Annotated in this window: 10 protein-coding genes; 3 read left to right on the top strand and 7 right to left on the bottom strand. The window is 50.9% G+C overall.

Annotated elements, in window-relative coordinates; translation table 11 throughout:
- Positions 1 to 789 precede the first annotated feature (789 nt).
- The 4 genes from B4W65_RS11960 to B4W65_RS11975 form a co-directional block, all read right to left on the bottom strand.
- Complete coding sequence (locus B4W65_RS11960; protein ID WP_088655401.1) at positions 790 to 1,860, bottom strand: uroporphyrinogen decarboxylase family protein; 1,071 nt, start codon at positions 1,858 to 1,860, stop codon at positions 790 to 792.
- Positions 1,861 to 2,104: 244 nt separating this feature from the next.
- Positions 2,105 to 2,851 (bottom strand): 23S rRNA (guanosine(2251)-2'-O)-methyltransferase RlmB, encoded by a 747-nt coding sequence (gene rlmB / locus B4W65_RS11965; protein WP_088655402.1) that lies wholly within the window; start codon positions 2,849 to 2,851, stop codon positions 2,105 to 2,107.
- A 25-nt stretch (positions 2,852 to 2,876) separates the two neighbouring features.
- The gene (locus B4W65_RS11970) at positions 2,877 to 4,820 is read right to left on the bottom strand and encodes an ABC-F family ATP-binding cassette domain-containing protein (RefSeq protein WP_088655403.1); all 1,944 of its coding nucleotides are present in this window, start codon (positions 4,818 to 4,820) and stop codon (positions 2,877 to 2,879) included.
- A 15-nt stretch (positions 4,821 to 4,835) separates the two neighbouring features.
- Positions 4,836 to 7,244, bottom strand: a complete 2,409-nt coding sequence (locus B4W65_RS11975; protein WP_088655404.1) for a LysM peptidoglycan-binding domain-containing protein — start codon at positions 7,242 to 7,244, stop codon at positions 4,836 to 4,838.
- 789 nt (positions 7,245 to 8,033) lie between these two features.
- On the opposite strand from B4W65_RS11975, the gene B4W65_RS11980 reads away from it, so the two are divergent.
- Together B4W65_RS11980 and B4W65_RS11985 are read left to right on the top strand one after the other, a co-directional pair.
- Positions 8,034 to 8,282 (top strand): hypothetical protein, encoded by a 249-nt coding sequence (locus B4W65_RS11980; RefSeq protein ID WP_088655405.1) that lies wholly within the window; start codon positions 8,034 to 8,036, stop codon positions 8,280 to 8,282.
- The gene (locus B4W65_RS11985) at positions 8,273 to 8,596 is read left to right on the top strand and encodes a type II toxin-antitoxin system RelE/ParE family toxin (RefSeq protein WP_088655406.1); all 324 of its coding nucleotides are present in this window, start codon (positions 8,273 to 8,275) and stop codon (positions 8,594 to 8,596) included. Before B4W65_RS11980 ends, B4W65_RS11985 begins: the two co-directional genes overlap by 10 nt.
- A 975-nt stretch (positions 8,597 to 9,571) precedes the next feature.
- On the opposite strand, the gene dnaA is transcribed toward B4W65_RS11985, so the two are convergent.
- The 3 genes from dnaA to B4W65_RS12000 all read right to left on the bottom strand — a co-directional run bounded on the left by dnaA (position 9,572) and on the right by B4W65_RS12000 (position 13,805).
- Positions 9,572 to 11,002 (bottom strand): chromosomal replication initiator protein DnaA, encoded by a 1,431-nt coding sequence (gene dnaA / locus B4W65_RS11990; protein WP_088655407.1) that lies wholly within the window; start codon positions 11,000 to 11,002, stop codon positions 9,572 to 9,574.
- A gap of 396 nt (positions 11,003 to 11,398) precedes the next feature.
- Positions 11,399 to 12,631: an MlaD family protein gene (locus tag B4W65_RS11995; RefSeq protein WP_088655408.1), complete on the bottom strand. Its 1,233-nt coding sequence runs from the start codon at positions 12,629 to 12,631 to the stop codon at positions 11,399 to 11,401.
- 31 nt (positions 12,632 to 12,662) lie between these two features.
- On the bottom strand, positions 12,663 to 13,805 hold the full coding sequence (locus B4W65_RS12000) for an N-acetylmuramoyl-L-alanine amidase family protein (RefSeq protein ID WP_088655409.1): 1,143 nt from the start codon (positions 13,803 to 13,805) through the stop codon (positions 12,663 to 12,665).
- A gap of 148 nt (positions 13,806 to 13,953) precedes the next feature.
- Between B4W65_RS12000 and B4W65_RS12005 the strand changes: the two genes are divergently transcribed.
- Positions 13,954 to 16,848 carry a putative LPS assembly protein LptD gene (locus B4W65_RS12005; RefSeq protein WP_146697780.1) on the top strand — a complete coding sequence of 965 codons (2,895 nt, stop codon included), beginning with the start codon at positions 13,954 to 13,956 and terminating at the stop codon, positions 16,846 to 16,848.
- Position 16,849 lies beyond the last annotated feature (1 nt).

Genomic DNA, 16,849 nt, shown 5'->3' on the forward strand with positions numbered 1-16,849 from the left:
GCGAGTTCCGTGCTTGTAGTGAAGTGCCCGAAGTGAACAGGAAACAGGCAGCAGCGCAGAACAGCTGCATCAAGCCAGACTCTGGAAGGGAAGTGGTGCAAGATGGCGACTTACAGAAAACACCGTAAGAGAACAAAGGAGTGAAACGTCAAAAACATCGCTCCACTCCGGAAGGGAAGTAGTGTAGACCACCTGCCTTCAGAAAAGCTCGTCAGAGCGCAGATGTGTACCATCAAGCCTCAGATTATTTCCGAATAAGAGCCTTTGTTAAGTGAACGTAAAAATCCGGGCTGTTTGAGCCGTAGGCGAGTTCCCGGATTTTAGTGAACGAAGCAAAGGCTCCGGAAATAAGCGAAAGCGCAGATGGTACACATCAAGCGATAGGAATAGAAATTTTATGTCAGCAGCAGGAATACACTGCGACCACCCGAGTTCGATGTTTTTAGTGAAACGACTGCAGTGAACAGGCATTTTCTGTCAGGCGCAAGATTGCACCACGACCACCCTGAAACTCTCGTGGCGAAGCAGCGCCCTTCCGCGGCCTTCAGAAAATTCCTTTGAGTGGTAAAGCGCTTTGAAGCGAAGCGTAAATGTTTCAAGCCTCAGCGTTTTTTTGAAAAAAGCCCGAAGACGTGCAGCGTAAAAATTTTTGCTGTCTGAGCCGCAGGCGAGTTCAAAAATTTTAGCGGAACGACTGAGGGCGCAAAAAAACGAGAAAGCGCAGAAACATTAACGCAAGCGCAAGTCATCATCACCAAACAGGAATTTTATGTCCGCCGCAAAATGGCGCTACGAGTAGCGCCATTGACCAGCCGCCTTATACATCGCCATCACATTCTCCACCGGCGTCTCCACCTTAATCTTATGCGAGGGACCCAAAATAAAACCACCACCCGGTGCCATCACCTCCAGCAAATCCTTCACCCCCTGCTCCACACGCCGCGGCGTAGCCTGCCGCAACAACAACTCCTCATCCAAAGCACCACAGAAAGTAATCATCGGACCAAAATCTTTTTTCAGCCCCTCCGGCGCCATACCCGCAGCCCGCGTTTGAATCGGATCCAACACATCCGCCCCCAGGGAAATAAATTCCGGCAGCAACTTACGCACCCCGCCACAAGAATGCAGGTACAAGTGCGTACCATGCTTGCGGGGTATTTCCAGGTAGCGCTCAAAGACCGGCTTCACCACCTCTTCCCAAATCTCATTGCTCACAATCAGTCCATCGTGCCCGCCAAAATCGTCAGCCACCCGAATAAAATCGAGCCGGTCGCCGGCTGCAGCAAAAAAGCGTTCTATAAACTCGAGGTAAAAATCGGCCACCCTTTGCGTCAAAGCCTTGAAAAACTTAGGATGATACATCAACACATCCAAAAAACCTTCACGACCAATCAAACGCTGAACAATACGGAATAAACCCGGGGAAGAAAAACCGGGCGCCGTCATGGTAGCGTGCTCCTTGTATTTGGCAAACTGGGCATCCAGCACCGAGAAGTCAAACAAATCCACCGTAGGCCAGGGGTAATCGTTCAGTACAGCCAAATCCGTTACCCCGTGCAGCGGAAAGTGACAAGCCTCCCAGTACTTGAGGTCGCCATGCCCCACCTGACGATAGCCTACACCCCAAATATCCTTTTTAACGGCTTCGCCATTGGTACCGGTAATTAAGTCGGGACCCACATAAGCGGGTTCTACGGTTCTGAAGTCAACATCCAGATAATCCAAAAGAGCGTCGCGGTCGCTCAGACCAAGATGGTGCATCATTTTTTCGGTAAACTCGGGTACCGCCCAATAGAAAAAAGGAACCCGGTCTACCTGCTCATGATTGAGTGTCTTGAGCACTCTTTCTTTGTTTTGCATCTGTCTACAATTTGATTTAACACAGTACTCTCGTGCCCCAAATTTCCAACAACAAAAACACTCGAATTTAACCAATATTTAAACCGATAAGCAAGTTTTAAACGACAAAAGCGGCCTTATTGTACAATAAGCCGCCTTTGTTCAAAAGGTCCTCAGTCCACCAACATCAATCAACCAACTGTAAATCAATCACTTAATTGTTAAAATCCCAAAACCGTACAGTAAAACACTTTTTAACAATGCTTTACTTTATTTCAATTTCTCGCTGACGCAGAATTTCGTAAACCAAAACGCCGGCGGCCACACTTACATTCAAAGAAGCAATTTCGCCCTTCACCGGCAAGGCCACAAAAGTATCCACCATCTTATGCACCTGTGAAGATATGCCTTTGTCCTCAGCCCCCATCACCAGGGCCACGGGTCCGCGATAATCGCCTTTGTAGTAGGCAGTCTCGCTTTTTTCACTGGCCCCGTAAATGGTAAAACCCTTCTCTTTAAGGTATTTGAGACTGTACCAGATTTTGGGCACGCGACAAACAGGCAGGTTAAACAGCGCCCCTGCGGAGGTCTTGATGGCATCGGCATTGATGGGGGCACTCCCCTTCTCGGGCAACACCAGCGCATCTACCCCGGCACACTCTGCGCTGCGGGCAATGGCGCCCAAATTGCGGACATCGGTAATGCCGTCGAGAATCAGAATCAGGGGCGTACGACCCTCGGCCAGGGCAGCCTCTACCACCGGTTCGAGATCGGTATAGCTGAGGGGCGACACCAGGGCGACGACGCCCTGATGGTTTTTGCCGGCCAGTTTAAAGAGCTTTTCCTGGGGGACTTTCTGCCAGTTGATTTTGTGGGTTTTGAGGGTGGCCATCAGTTCGTTGAACAGCTCTCCCTGCAAACCGGGCTTTATCAGCACCTTGTCGATGTCTTTACCGCTTTCAACGGCTTCAATAACGGCACGTATGCCGTAAATGGTGTCTTTTTCCTGCATAATTTGTGCTTATTATAAGGCCGCTCTACAGCTGATCCTCCAGTTCTTCCATTTCGTTGTGCAGCACCTCCCATTGGTGCATCAGTTCACCGAGACGCTGGTTGGTACTTTCGTATTCTTCAAAGACTTTTTGCATTTGGTCGGCGCTACCGGGCGCGCTCATCAGCTGGTCCATTTCGGTCTTTCGCGCTTCGAGCTCTTCCACTTCCTTTTCGCAAGCCTCCACCTCACGCTGCACCTTTCTGATGCGTTTGTTGATTTCCTTGCGCGCCTCAAAATCCGCCTTGCCCTTTGAAGGGGCCTCCTCCTCGGCCCGCTCCTGTCGCGGCGAACCCGGAGCCTGCTCCAAATCCTGCAGCGATTCCATTTTCTTGGCCTCCAAAAAGCTGTAAATGCCCCCCAGGTGCTCCTTCATCTTACGGTCGCGAAACTCGTAAGTCTTGGTAATGAGCCCGTCCAGAAAATCCCGGTCGTGCGACACCACCAGCACCGTTCCTTCAAAATCGGCCAGGGCCTGCTTGAGCAGCTCCTTGGAGCGGATGTCGAGGTGATTGGTCGGCTCATCGAGGATGAGGAAGTTCACCGGCTCCAGCAGCAGCAACACCATGGCGAGTCGCGTCCGCTCCCCGCCACTGAGCACCGACACCTTTTTATCTACCGCCTCGCCACTAAACAGAAAAGCCCCCAGCAAATCACGTATTTTGGTGCGAATATCGCCCACGGCCACCTGGTCCACAGTATCCAACACGGTCAGGTTGTCGTCGAGCTGATCGGCCTGGTTCTGGGCAAAATACCCGATTTTCACCTGATGCCCCAATTCCAGTTTCCCGCTGTACTCCAGCTCGTTGAGAATCATACGGGCCATGGTGGTCTTACCCTCACCGTTTTTACCCACAAAAGCCACCTTGTCGCCCCGCTCAATCATAAAATCCACATCGCTGAGCACCAGATGATCGCCGTAGCTCTTACTCAGTCCCTGCCCCTTAACGGTAATGGCCCCGCTGTGGGGAGCGGGTGGAAACTTGATGCGCAGGGCACTGTTGTCGAACTCATCGACTTCGATGCGGTCGATTTTTTCGAGCTGTTTGATGCGCGATTGCACCTGAACGGCCTTGGTGGCCTGGTAACGGAAGCGTTCGATGAAGGCTTCGGTATCTTCAATTTTCTTTTGCTGATTGCGATAGGCCGCAAGCTGCTGCTCGCGGCGCTCCTTGCGCAGTTCTACAAAACGGGTGTAGGCCGCTTTGTAATCGTGCAACTGCCCCAGAGACAGTTCGGCGGTGCGATTGGTGATGTGGTCCAGAAAGGCCCTATCGTGCGAAATCAACACGAGGGCGCCGGGATAGTTGCGCAGGTAGTCCTCCAGCCATTGTATGGATTCAATATCGAGGTGGTTGGTAGGTTCATCGAGCAAAAACACATCGGGCTTGCGCAGCAGTATCTTGGCCAGCTCAATGCGCATGCGCCAGCCACCGCTGAACTCCGAAGTGAGCCGCTCAAAATCGCTGCGCTTAAAACCCAGTCCCTTCAGCGTCTGCTCCACCTGCGAATGGTAATTATGTCCCCCCAGCATGTTGTAGCGCTCGGTCAGGTCGGTCAGCTCCTCAATGGTCTTGAGGTAGTGGTCGGACTCGTGATCATTGCGTTCGGCCACTTCGTTGGTGAGGACTTCGATGCGGCGTTCCATAGCAATGAGCTCTGAGAAGGCCGTTTCGGCCTCCTGCCGCACCGTTTGTGTGTCGTCGTACTCGAGGTGCTGGGGCAAATAACCCAGGGTGAGTGCCTTAGGCAGCGAAACAGTGCCTGCCGAGGGCTGAAGCTGACCGGCTATGATTTTGAGCAGGGTCGATTTTCCGGCACCGTTTTTTCCCACCAGACCAATGCGGTCGCGGGGATTGATCAAAAACGATATCTCATCGAACAAACGAAAGCCCCCAAAATCGACGGTGAGCTGGTTGACTGAAATCATGTAAGCATGCTTTTTTTATGGGAGCACCGGCAGGCGCTCCATTTTCCAATCGGGTCGGAAACGGAACATATACAGTCCCGCATTGTAAAATCCGCCCCAGTTCGACACCCTTTCAAACTCAAAACGAAACTGCACCTGATCGGGCTCCAGTTGATCCATACACAGATCAAAGTCGCGACCAAAGGCAGCAATGGCCCCCACAAAGTAATGGGCTACGTCGTAGCCCCAAATGCCGTACCGCGAATAGGAGGCGTTGGCGTCGGAACTTTGGAAAAAGGGCGAAATGGCATGGGGTTCGGTATGGTACCAACGCCGGTACTTGTCGATAAAGGCCTTGGTGTGCGGTGTACTGTAATCGAGTCCAAACGAACGGTAAAAAGTACCGTTGAGTGCATGCACCTGCTCGGGGTCCACCGTCTGAAAACGCAGCACGTCGGAGAGTCCTATAAAGTTGATGCGCGCCTTGGTCTTTTCACGTACCCCGTACAAAATGGGCACCAGACGGGATACGGTTGAGGTCTTGACCGAAGGGACCACCACGTAGTAATCGCCTTCGCCGCTGAGGAGACTCTGCAGCTCCATCAAGTCGTTGGCGGAGGATTTGTACTCCATGTAGCGCAGATTGGCCGTGCGGGCTTCTTCCTTAATCAGAGCCACCAGCTCATCGGCTTGCGGCTCCTCTTCCTCGGGCAGCACCACCAAAAGCCGTCCACCGGAAGCCTGACGCACCACCGAAGCAGCAATCTTATCGAGCACCAGTGCGTCGGGGGTATTCACATGGAAGAGCCAGGGGTTGTACGCCAACTCGGGGTTGGTGTTGGAAAGCGGAAAAACCAAGGGTATGCGGTGCTCGCGACTAAAAGCCGAGACCATGGGCAATTGCCCCGCCAGGGCCGGGCCAATCATCAGGTGGGCCTCCTTCAGCGAAGGATCACGCAGCACCCGTTGCAGAGTCAGGGTGTCGGGCGCAATGTCGTACACCGATAAATCCACACTGATGCCGCGTTGCTTTAAAGTATCCAGGGCCAGCAAAACGCCGCTGTAAAACTCGTTGAACAAACGGGCCCGGTTCGCAACCATACGTGCCTCACGTACCTGCTGAAGAGAGTCCCTGCCGGCAGGAACTACCTGGGCGGCGTTGGCATTAAAAGGCAACAACAAAGCCACCTTAATGGGCTCACTGTAACCCAGGGTGCGGTTGCGACTGCAATCGTACACCGGTTTAAAACGCTCATCCACCCTTCCCCTTGCCGGAGGAACCGCCGATCGCTGCGCCTCCATGGCACGAGCAGTCTCCCGGGCAAACCACTCGTCGGTGGGAATGCGCAGGCGGGTTCCGTTGCTCAAATTTTGAAAATCCACCTCCGGATTTACCCGGCGCAGCACCTCCATGTCGATATGGTACTCCCGCGAAATGCCGTAAAGCGTTTCGCGACGACGAACACGGTGACTGCGAAAAAGTTTGTCCTCATCCACCTCGGCCAGAGCATCCGCCTCATCCATTTGGGGACGAGGCACCCGAAGCATATAACCGACCTTTAAATCGTCCTGCGTTACCCCCGGATTGGCAGCACGCAAATCGTCCAGCTCTACCTGGTAAAGACGACCGATCGAATAGAAAGTTTGTCCCGGTACTATGGCATGATACAAATACTCGCCACTGTCGATGAATCCGGGGGCAACGCCCTGTTTCACCGTGTCCGTTTCCTGCACCTCCTCATCAGAAGCCACTGCCGCACGAGGAATACGTACCTCTGTCCCCACCCGCAACTCGCCGGAGCGCAATGCGGGATTGGCCTCTACCAACTCGTCCTGAGTAATCTCAAAGCTGCGCGAAAGTCCATAAATCGTTTCACCCGGCTTCACCACATGATAGTCGTAACCATCTTCCTGAAGGATGGACGCTGCACCCGAGGCTGCGGCAGGACGACCTGCCGCAGCAGCTGCTGAAGAAGGCGCACTTCCGGCTACCGGAATGCGCAAAATAGCACCTACCACCAGACCGTTCTCCGTACCGGGATTATTCTGGTACAAATCGTCCAGAGCAATGTTGTATTTCCTTGAAATAAAATAAGCTGTTTGTCCCCGCTCCACCGTATGGTACAAAAACTCCCTGGAACGGCCGAGCTCTCCTTCGGTGGTGTTGCGACCGCTGATTACCGGGATGCGCAAAATCTGTCCCACCTTCAAGCTCTCACTGATGTCGTCGTTGGCATCCAAAATCTCCTGTACCGAAACGCCATAATTGAGGCTGATGCGGTACAAACCCTCCCCTTTTTGAATGATGTGCAAATAGTACTCCTTGCCGTTAAGCAAAATCTTTTGCACCTCACGACCGTTGGTCTGCGTCACCTGGGCCTGCGACACACCAACGCCAGCAAACCATACTGCCCATAATACTACAGCAAAAAAACGTAGGTTCATCTAATCAAAATTTTAATTGCCGTCCAATAAACAAACAACGTACCAAAGATATGCTTTTTTCCGCGCACCACCCGCCTCCCCGCACCCTTTTCTACCCCTTCCCCTCCCAACCCTCCCCAGGCACTGCACAGCAGCGACCCTCCGCACAACTCGTCAGAGCGAAGATGCAGCTGTTCAAGCCTCTGAATGTTTCCGTAAGTGAACAAAGAAACGCAGCGTAACAAGCACTCCATAACTCTGGAAGGGAAGTGGTGCAAGATGGCGACCTACAGAAAACAACTCGTCAGAGCGCAGATGCCTGCTGTTAAGCATCTGATTATTTCCGATTAAGAACCATTGAGAAAGACGCGTAAAAATTCTTGCTGTTTGAGCCGAAGGCGAGTTCAAGAATTTTAGCGACTTGAGCGATGGTTCCGGAAATAAGCAGCAGCGCAAACAGCAAGCATCAAGCGAAATGAACAGGTGTTTCCTGTCAGGCGCAAGATTGCACCACGACCACCCGAGTTTCGATGCTTGTAGCGGAGTGAATGAAGTGAACAGGAAACAGGCAGCAGCGACCCTCCGCACAACTCGTCAGAGCGCAGATGCAGCTGTTCAAGCCTCTGAATGTTTCCGTAAATGAACAAAGGAACGCAGCGTGACAAGCATCGCTGTTTGAGCCGCAGGCGAGTTCCGATGCTTGTAGCAGAGTGACTGCAGTGAATAGGAAACAGGCAGCAGCGCAGAACAGCTGCATCAAGCGTAAGGAATAGAAATTTTATCCTTAACTTTGCACAAAACCATACGGTTATGGGCACCACAGAATTAAGACAATCAATACATCGCATCATCGAACAGGCAGATGAGCGCTTCTTACGAATGATTAATTCTTTAGCAGCAGAATATGCTAAAGAAGACACAACAGTCGCCTACCGAGCAGGCACAGCCATCACTAAAGCAGAATTACATCAAGAGTTAAAGGAAGCTGAAGAAGAAATCGAAAGAGGAGGAGGCATGACCATTGAAGATTTTGCCAAAGCATCATCAAAATGGGACTAAAAAACAAAGAAGTTATAATTTCACACCTTGCCAGGAATTCCGTTCGGGAAATCTACGAGTACATTAAGACCAGAGAAAAATCATCAAGCACCGCCCACGCTGTCAGACAAGCAATAATCGAAAAATGTCTTAGCCTCAAAGAATTTTCAGGCTACTCAAAAGAGCCCTATCTGGAGGACTATCCTGAAAACTACCGCTCAGTCAGCTTATGGAGTTATGTCATTATTTTCACGGTCAAAGACAAAAAACAGATACGCGTCTTAAATGTCGTTCATGGCCATCAGCACCCTGAATCCAGAAAACCCACCGAGTAAAGCCTCCGCTCATTCATCCAACAAACAAAAGTACCCAGCACAACACGCACAATTACACTCCGTAAGGGAAGTAGTGTAGAACAGCGGCCTTCAGAAAAACTCGTCAGAGCGCAGATGCAGCTGTTCAAGCCTCTGAATGTTTCCGTAAGTGAACAAAGAAACGCAGCGTAACAAGCATCGCTGTTTGAGCCAAAGGCGAGTTTCGATGCTTGTAGCGGAGTGAATGAAGTGAACAGGAAACAGGCAGCAGCGCAGAACAGCTGCATCAAGCAAAACTCCGGAAGATAGGTGGTGTATAACAGCTGCCTTCAGAAAAACTCGTCAGAGCGCAGATGCCTGCTGTTAAGCATCTGATTATTTCCGATTAAGAACCATTGAGAAAGACGCGTAAAAATTCTTGCTGTTTGAGCCGAAGGCGAGTTCAAGAATTTTAGCGTCTTGAGCCATGGTTCCGGAAATAAGCAGTAGCGCCAACAACAGGCATCAAGCCAGACTCTGGAAGGGAAGTAGTGCAAGATAGCGACCTTCAGAAAAACTCGTCCAAGCGCAGATGCCTGCTGTTAAGCATCTGATTATTTCCGATTAAGAACCATTGAGAAAGACGCGTAAAAATTCTTGCTGTTTGAGCCGAAGGCGAGTTCAAGAATTTTAGCGTCTTGAGCCATGGTTCCGGAAATAAGCAGTAGCGCCAACAACAGGCATCAAGCCAGACTCTGGAAGGGAAGTAGTGCAAGATAGCGACCTTCAGAAAAACTCGTCCAAGCGCAGATGCCTGCTGTTAAGCATCTGATTATTTCCGATTAAGAACCATTGAGAAAGACGCGTAAAAATTCTTGCTGTTTGAGCCGAAGGCGAGTTCAAGAATTTTAGCGACTTGAGCCATGGTTCCGGAAATAAGCAGTAGCGCAAACAGCAGGCATCAAGCGAAATGAACAGGTATTTTCTGTCAGACGCAAAATTGCACTACGACCACCATTAGGACTTCAGCTGCGCCTCAATCTCCCGGATCTGCATCTTAAAATCCCGATCCGTCTCAATCAGATTCGAAATCGTTTTACAAGCATGCAAAACCGTAGCATGATCCTTCTTCCCAATCTTCGCCCCAATCGCCGAGAGACTCGAAGAAGTCATATTCTTAGAGAAATACATCGCAATCTGCCGCGCCTGCACAATCTCCCGCTTCCGCGTTTTAGATTGCAGCGTCTCTATCTCCAGCCCATAGTACTGGCACACCGTCTCCTGAATGTAATCCACCGAAACCTCCCGAACCGTTCGACGCACCAGCTTATCCACCACACTCATCGCCGTTTCCAGCGTAATCTCTCCCTTCTGCACCGTAGATAAAAAGAGCAACGAAATCAAAGCCCCCTCCAACTCACGAACATTGCTGTTGATGTGACTCGCCAGATAGTGAATCACCTCATCCGACACCTTAATGCCGTCCTTACGGATTTTGTGACGCAGAATATCCATTCGGGTTTCAAAATCAGGCGCCTGAATATCGGCAGGCAAGCCCCATTTAAAACGCGACAACAAACGCTCCTCCATCTCCTGCAAATCGGCAGGTGCCTTGTCCGAAGTCAAAATCAACTGCTTACCACTCTGCTGCAAGTGATTAAACAAATGGAAGAAAGTATTTTGCGTACCCACCTTACCGGCCAGTTCCTGAATATCGTCCACAATCAACACATCAATCATCTGATAAAAATTCAGAAAATCGTTCATCGTATTGCTGCGAATCGCCTCCATGTACTGCGTCATGAACTTATTGGTGCTCACGTAAAGGACCGTCTTTTCAGGAAAACTGGTTTTCACCTCAATACCAATGGCCTGCGCCAAATGCGTTTTGCCCAAACCGGAGCCCCCGTACAAAAAGAGGGGATTAAAAGCCGTTTTACCGGGGTTTTTGGCAACGGCCTGACTGGCAGAGCGGGCCAGGCGATTGCAATCGCCCTCTACAAAATTATCAAAAGTATAGGCCGAATTCAGCTGAGGATCAACGTTCAGCTTCTTGATGCCGGGAATAACAAAGGGATTTTTAATGCCTTTCTGATCCTGACCACCCGTTCCCGAAACAGCACGGTTCCGAAGGTCGGTCTTGTTGGCGGTAGGAAAATTCACAGAAAAATCGCCGGCAGCAGGCTTGCGCCCCTTTTCCATCACCACACTGTACTCCAGACGCGCCTGCTCTCCCACATATTTACGCAGGGCGGCACGCAAATGATCAATGTACTGTTCTTCGATGATTTCATAGAAATACAAACTGGGTACCTGGATGGTCAAAACCACCTGCTCCAATTTCAGTGGAACAATGGGTTCGAACCAGGTTTGAAAAGCCATAGGGTCAATGGCTTTTTGAATAAAATCGAGGCAGAGCCGCCAGACTTCTTCGTGATCCAGTTTCATTTTTAAGTTCTTTATAATCAGCTGGTTACGTTTTGAACAGCGACACGTAGACAGGCTTTGCCTTGCCGCAATCTGCTCATTTTCTCCCCTGCTGATAGGCTGTTTGTAATCTAGTATTTGATGGTCGGGAATCCGACAATGACAAAATTTGTGAAAAAATTCTGTATAAAAAAATGGCGGGATGCTTGCAAATGTCCCACCGCAAACAACCCGCTATATTTCAATGACTTAAGATTAAAACCGACAAGTATTTGTAGTCCAAACACTTAATGCTTATCCAAAACTTTCACTCCTTCCCTTAAAGCCCCTGTCATCAAAGTCCTTGCACCCGAATTCAAAAAAAAATAATTTTTTTTTGACCCTCATTTTAGGCCGGTCGCCAACCAAAATTCAACCTTATTCCACCTTTCGCAGAGCCCGCTTGAGCGACACTGCTTCCCCATCTTCCAAAGGGTAGACTTCGGCCGCAGGAAAGTCTTCCAACAAACTCCGACGCAATTCTTCTGCCTGCTGATACGAAGTCGTTTCACCCACCAAATAAAGATAGCTCTTCTCACCCTGTATTTCTTCCACCAACAAACCAGGTCCTACTGCCTGATTACGTATAGCAAGCGGTTCAGCCGACTCGGCCAGCTTCACACGAAAAACGAGGCCCTTTTCCGCAGCGCGACTGCTCTCATCGGTAATATAAACCTTACGGCCAAAGTTAATGGCCGAGAAACTCAGGTACCGCGAAGGATTTTGACGTACATCCACCACCAGACGATCCATATTGGCCACCGCATCGTTCATATTCAGATACAGGGTTTCATCGCGCATAAGCTGCCCCAAAGAACCCTCTCCTTCGTTAAGTGCGCTCAGGAGACTGTCGGCCTTGTTTCCAATAGCACCCAAAGGCAATTGCCCCAATTCCTCACTGAAGGCCGCCAGATTTTCCAGACTTGTTCCTACATTGTCGCCCTGCTGTTGCAGCACCTCCGTAAAGTTCTCGAGGTTAGACAAGCTCCGGTTAATGCTCCCCCCATCGGCCAGTGCCTGATTAATAGCCCCGGTGGTGCGTTGTAAGTTATACATACTCGCATTAAAGTCCTTCACCGCCTGCTCCAGTCCCGCCTTGTTTTCGTCGGTAAAAAGCACCGAAACACCCGCCAATACCGTATCCATGCGGGCCATCAGAAGTTCCGCCTTCTCCTTAAGCGGTATAATCTCCTCGGTCACCTGATCCTTTAAATCACTGGCTGTCCCCGATTTGATCCGACTGCCCGAACTCAGCACTTCACTGTCCTTCCCGGGCATTATTTGAATGGCCTTACTGCCCAAAAGGTCGGTACTGTAAATCTGCGCCACCGCATCCACCGCAACCGGCAAGGCCCGCTGAACACCAAAAGTAACCGCAAAAGCGCCGGGCTCCTCCTCACTCAGCGAAATATCATAAATACTACCCACCTTATAACCCCGGTAAAACACGGGGCCTCCCTCGTTCAACCCTTCCACACTGGAATAAACACCATAATACGTGTTGCCCGAGTTAAAAATATTGGACCCCCGCAAAAAGTTATAGCCCCAAAACAAAAAAACCAGGGCCACAATCACCAGCAACCCAATCTTAACTTCTTTCCTAATTTGCATACCTATATAATTATATACTCAGTTTTCACCTTCAGCGGACCGACGAAACCGGAACACGCTCCCCATTTTCAAAAGCAATAATAAAACTGTCGGGCACCTTCCGCCGAACCTCTTCGAGCAAAACGCTGATTTCCTCGTACGAAGGCGACCGACCCGTGGTATATTTAAACCATTCTCCCTCACGGTACACATCTATTTGGGGGAAGAGGCTATAGGGCCCCTTGCCCTTTTCAATTTCGCGACTTGCCGAAGCAACTTGAATGCGGAATTCGATGTCCTTACCGTGCTGTGTCGCTTCGGGCGCCACAGCCTCACCCTTATCCTCCACCTCCTGCAAGTCCTGAGACCCTGCTGCAGTAAGCGGTTCCACCTCAGGCACCTCAGCCATCTGTAAGTGGTTGCGTACCTCAAAGCGTTCCTTATAATCACGAATGGCCCGAAAGATGGCTGAAGCCAGGTACACCTGTCCCTCCTCCGATGCCATAAAGCGCTCCTCATTGCGGTTACTCATAAAGCCCAATTCCACCAGTACCCCGGGCATAGAAGTCTTACGCAGCACCAAAAAACCAGCCTGCTTCACCCCTCTGTTGCGCCGGCCAACCCGCTGCTCAAACTGATTCTGAATAATCGAAGCAGCAGAAATGCTTTGGTCAAGGTAAACATTCTGCATCAATTCAAAAATGATGTACGACTCCGGGGAGTTGGGATCAAAGCCCTCGTATTTGGTGCTGTAATCATCCTCCAGAATAATCACCGAGTTTTCTTTCTTCGCTACTTCGAGGTTCTCCTGCGAACGGTGCAAACCCAGCACAAAAGTCTCCGCACCATAAATACGCGGATTACTGATGGCGTTGGCGTGAATGGAGACAAAAAGGTCGGCCTTGGCCCTATTGGCTATTTCGGCCCTTTCGTCGAGTGGCACAAAAACATCATTGGTACGGGTATAAACCACATTCAGCTCCGGCAGCTCGCGCTTCAGATATTCGCCAACTTTCAAGGCCACCGCCAATACAATGTCCTTTTCCTTATTATCTGCACCGATGGCACCAGGGTCGCGTCCACCGTGACCGGCATCGAGCACCACGGTGCGAAACCGCGCCTCATTTTTCTCCTGCGCCACCAAAGGCGTCAGCACATAAAACAACAACAACAGTCCGGTACTAAAAATGCGCATATTCCTGAACTTTGGCATAAGTATTGATAATGGCTCCGGGGCTTATCCACCACAAATCCTGCCAAAATTAAGAAATATCTGAGACAAATACCTAAAGACCGAATTTTACCTTATTTTTGTGGCACATCAATTCAAAGCGAGCAGTACCTTGACGAATATAAGACGACGGAAAACCACGGCGCTACTCACCAGGCCCTTATTTTGGGTGATGGCGATTTTGGTGTGGTGTGCGGCAGGAAACACGGCAGGGCAGTCCGCCCCTACAGGGACCAGCACCCAGGCAGCAGCCGACAGTCTGCAGGAAACCCTGACTCCTTTGCCCTTCCAAGGCCGTGCAGCTGGCGACAGCGTAGCTGAGCGCAGTTCTCCCCCGGACTTGGGTCCGGACAGCCTCCCCGAACATGACCACGACCACGAGAACGAAGATCCTGAGCAACAGACGACCGCCGACAGCACCCGCACAAAAAAAGGCTCAGCCCTGCTCGATGCCGAAGTGCAGTACAGCTCCGAAGACTCCACCCTGTTCGACAAAGGCAAGGTTTATCTTTTTGGCAATGCCCGCGTCAGTTACCAGGATGTGGAACTCACCGCCCATTACATTGAGCTGGACATCGACAGCAGTCTGGCCTATGCCCACGGCACCGTCGATTCATTAGGCGTGGAACAAGGTCTGCCGGTATTTAAGGACAAAAGTGGGGAGTACACCATGCGGCGGATGCGTTACAACTTCGAAACCGAAAAAGCCATCATTGAACACGTAGTGACCACCCAGGGCGAAGGCTTTGTGGTAAGCGACCGCGCCAAGAAAAACGCCGACAATACCTATTTTTTGCAGGATGGGCGCTACACCACCTGCGACCACCACGACTGTCCCCACTTTTACATCAACATGACCAAGGCCAAAGTTATGCCGGGCGACAAAATTGTGGCTGGTCCGGCCTATCTCGTCCTCGAAGATGTTAAGATTTTCCCGCTGTTCATTCCTTTTGCCTTTGTACCCACAACCAGCTCTTACAGCTCGGGGATTTTAATGCCCTCCTATGGAGAAGAAAGCAACCGGGGCTTTTTCCTGCGCGACGGGGGCTATTACTGGGCAGCCAGCGACATTTTTGATTTGGCCCTGACGGGCGACATTTACGCCAACGGCTCCTGGGGCGTACGTGCCAGCTCCAACTACCGCAAGCGCTATAAGTACAGCGGAAGTTTCAACGCCCAGCGCATCACCAACCTGACCAGCGAAAGAGACCTGCCCGATTTCAGCAAGAGCAACGACTTCTCACTCACTTGGTCGCACCGTCAGGACGCCAAAGCCAATCCCCTGCAAAACTTTTCGGCCAGCGTCAACTACTCCACCAGCTCGTTCGACCGCAACAACGTGGGCAGCATCATCAATCCCGAAATTTTGGCCACCAACACCAAGCGCTCGAGCATCTCCTATTCGCGCCAGTTTCCGGGTACCCCTTTTAACCTCTCGGCCAACGCCCTGCACTCGCAAAACAGCCGGGACACCACCATCAACTTAACGCTGCCCGACCTAACGGTAACCATGAACCGGATCTACCCGTTCAAAAGAAAAAACCGCATAGGTCGTGAAAAATGGTACGAAACGCTCAGCATGAGCTACACGGGTAACTTTAAAAACGACATTCACACCAAGGAAAGTGATTTAAGCTTCGGTCGCAATGCGCTGGCCAACGACTGGCGCAACGGTGCCCGCCACAGCATTCCCCTTTCCATGAACCTCAAACTCTTCAATTTTTTCACCCTTACGCCCAACTTCAATTACAACGAACGCTGGTATTTTAAATCGATCGAAAAAGACTACGACGAAGAGCAGGGCCGGGTAGTGGTCAGCGATACCATTCAAGGTTTCAACCGGGCATACGAATACAGCATGGGCGTGAGCACCAGCACCAAGGTTTATACCTTTTTCAGACCCAGCCGGGCTTTGTTTGGCGACAAGATTGACGCCATACGCCACGTGATGACCCCCAGTGTAAGTTTCAGTTACAGCCCCGATTTCGGCGCTGAAAAATACGGCTATTACGATTGGGTGGAGTACTACAACGAAACCAGCGACCGCATTGAACGGCACGACTACAGCCGCTTCGAAGGCTCCCTCTACGGAGCCCCCAGTCGTGGAGAATCCGGCTCCCTGGGCTTTGGTCTGGGCAACCAGGTAGAGATGAAGGTGAGGAGTGACCGCGACTCTACCGGCTTCAGAAAAATCCCCATTTTGGAATCGCTCAACTTCAGTTCTTCGTACAACTTTTTGGCCGACGAATTTAAGATGACACCCATCAGCATGAGTGGTCGCACCAAAGTATTGGGGACCAACATCAGCTTCGGTGCCCGTTTCGACCCCTACGCCCTGGATACCTCCTACAATGCCGCCGGCTCAAGAGTGGTAACGCGGGTCGACCGCTTCGAATTGACCGAGAACAAACGCCTGGCCCGTTTGGACAACGCCAACCTCAGCTTTGGCTACAGTTTTGGTTCGGATACTTTCAAAAAGAAGAAGGGTGAAGAAGAGGCGGAAGAGGAAGTACCCCCGGTGGATGAAGAGGAAGACAATCCTTTTCTGGATCCGATGAACGATGTCATGGACGACCGAGATCCGATGAATGAAGAACCCCTGCGCGAGATTGAAGAAGGGGACGACGGCTACGTAAAATTTGACATTCCCTGGAACATCTCCCTCAACTACAATATGCGTCTGGTGCCCGACCAGACCAATTTCAGCGAAGACCGTATGGCTTATGGCCATAAGGTGACGGCCGACATTGGCCTTTCGGGACGCATTTCCCTTACGCAAAAGTGGGATTTGAACATGAGTACCGGCTACAACCTTGAGCGTGGTGAAATTGCCCATACCAACCTGCGGGTAAATCGTAACCTGCACTGCTGGAACATGAGCTTCAACATTTCTCCCTTTGGTCAGTACAAATCCTTCTTTTTCTCCATTGCCATCAACAGCAGCCTGCTGCGCGACCTCAAATACGAGAAAAGGAGTCACCCCCGCGACAACCCAGGCTGGTTTTAAT

It is taken from the genome of Geofilum rhodophaeum, assembly GCF_002210225.1.
In the GTDB taxonomy this organism is placed as follows: Bacteria; Bacteroidota; Bacteroidia; order Bacteroidales; family Marinilabiliaceae; genus Geofilum; species Geofilum rhodophaeum.

Excerpts from the sequence above, each read along its gene's own strand:
- B4W65_RS11960 (WP_088655401.1), bottom strand. The coding sequence starts at position 1,860 with ATGCAAAACAAAGAAAGAGTGCTCAAGACACTCAATCATGAGCAGGTA.
- B4W65_RS11980 (WP_088655405.1), top strand. The coding sequence starts at position 8,034 with ATGGGCACCACAGAATTAAGACAATCAATACATCGCATCATCGAACAG.
- B4W65_RS11995 (WP_088655408.1), bottom strand. The coding sequence starts at position 12,631 with ATGCAAATTAGGAAAGAAGTTAAGATTGGGTTGCTGGTGATTGTGGCC.
- B4W65_RS11970 (WP_088655403.1), bottom strand. The coding sequence starts at position 4,820 with ATGATTTCAGTCAACCAGCTCACCGTCGATTTTGGGGGCTTTCGTTTG.
- B4W65_RS11985 (WP_088655406.1), top strand. The coding sequence starts at position 8,273 with ATGGGACTAAAAAACAAAGAAGTTATAATTTCACACCTTGCCAGGAAT.
- B4W65_RS12000 (WP_088655409.1), bottom strand. The coding sequence starts at position 13,805 with ATGCGCATTTTTAGTACCGGACTGTTGTTGTTGTTTTATGTGCTGACG.
- B4W65_RS11975 (WP_088655404.1), bottom strand. The coding sequence starts at position 7,244 with ATGAACCTACGTTTTTTTGCTGTAGTATTATGGGCAGTATGGTTTGCT.
- dnaA (WP_088655407.1), bottom strand. The coding sequence starts at position 11,002 with ATGAAACTGGATCACGAAGAAGTCTGGCGGCTCTGCCTCGATTTTATT.
- rlmB (WP_088655402.1), bottom strand. The coding sequence starts at position 2,851 with ATGCAGGAAAAAGACACCATTTACGGCATACGTGCCGTTATTGAAGCC.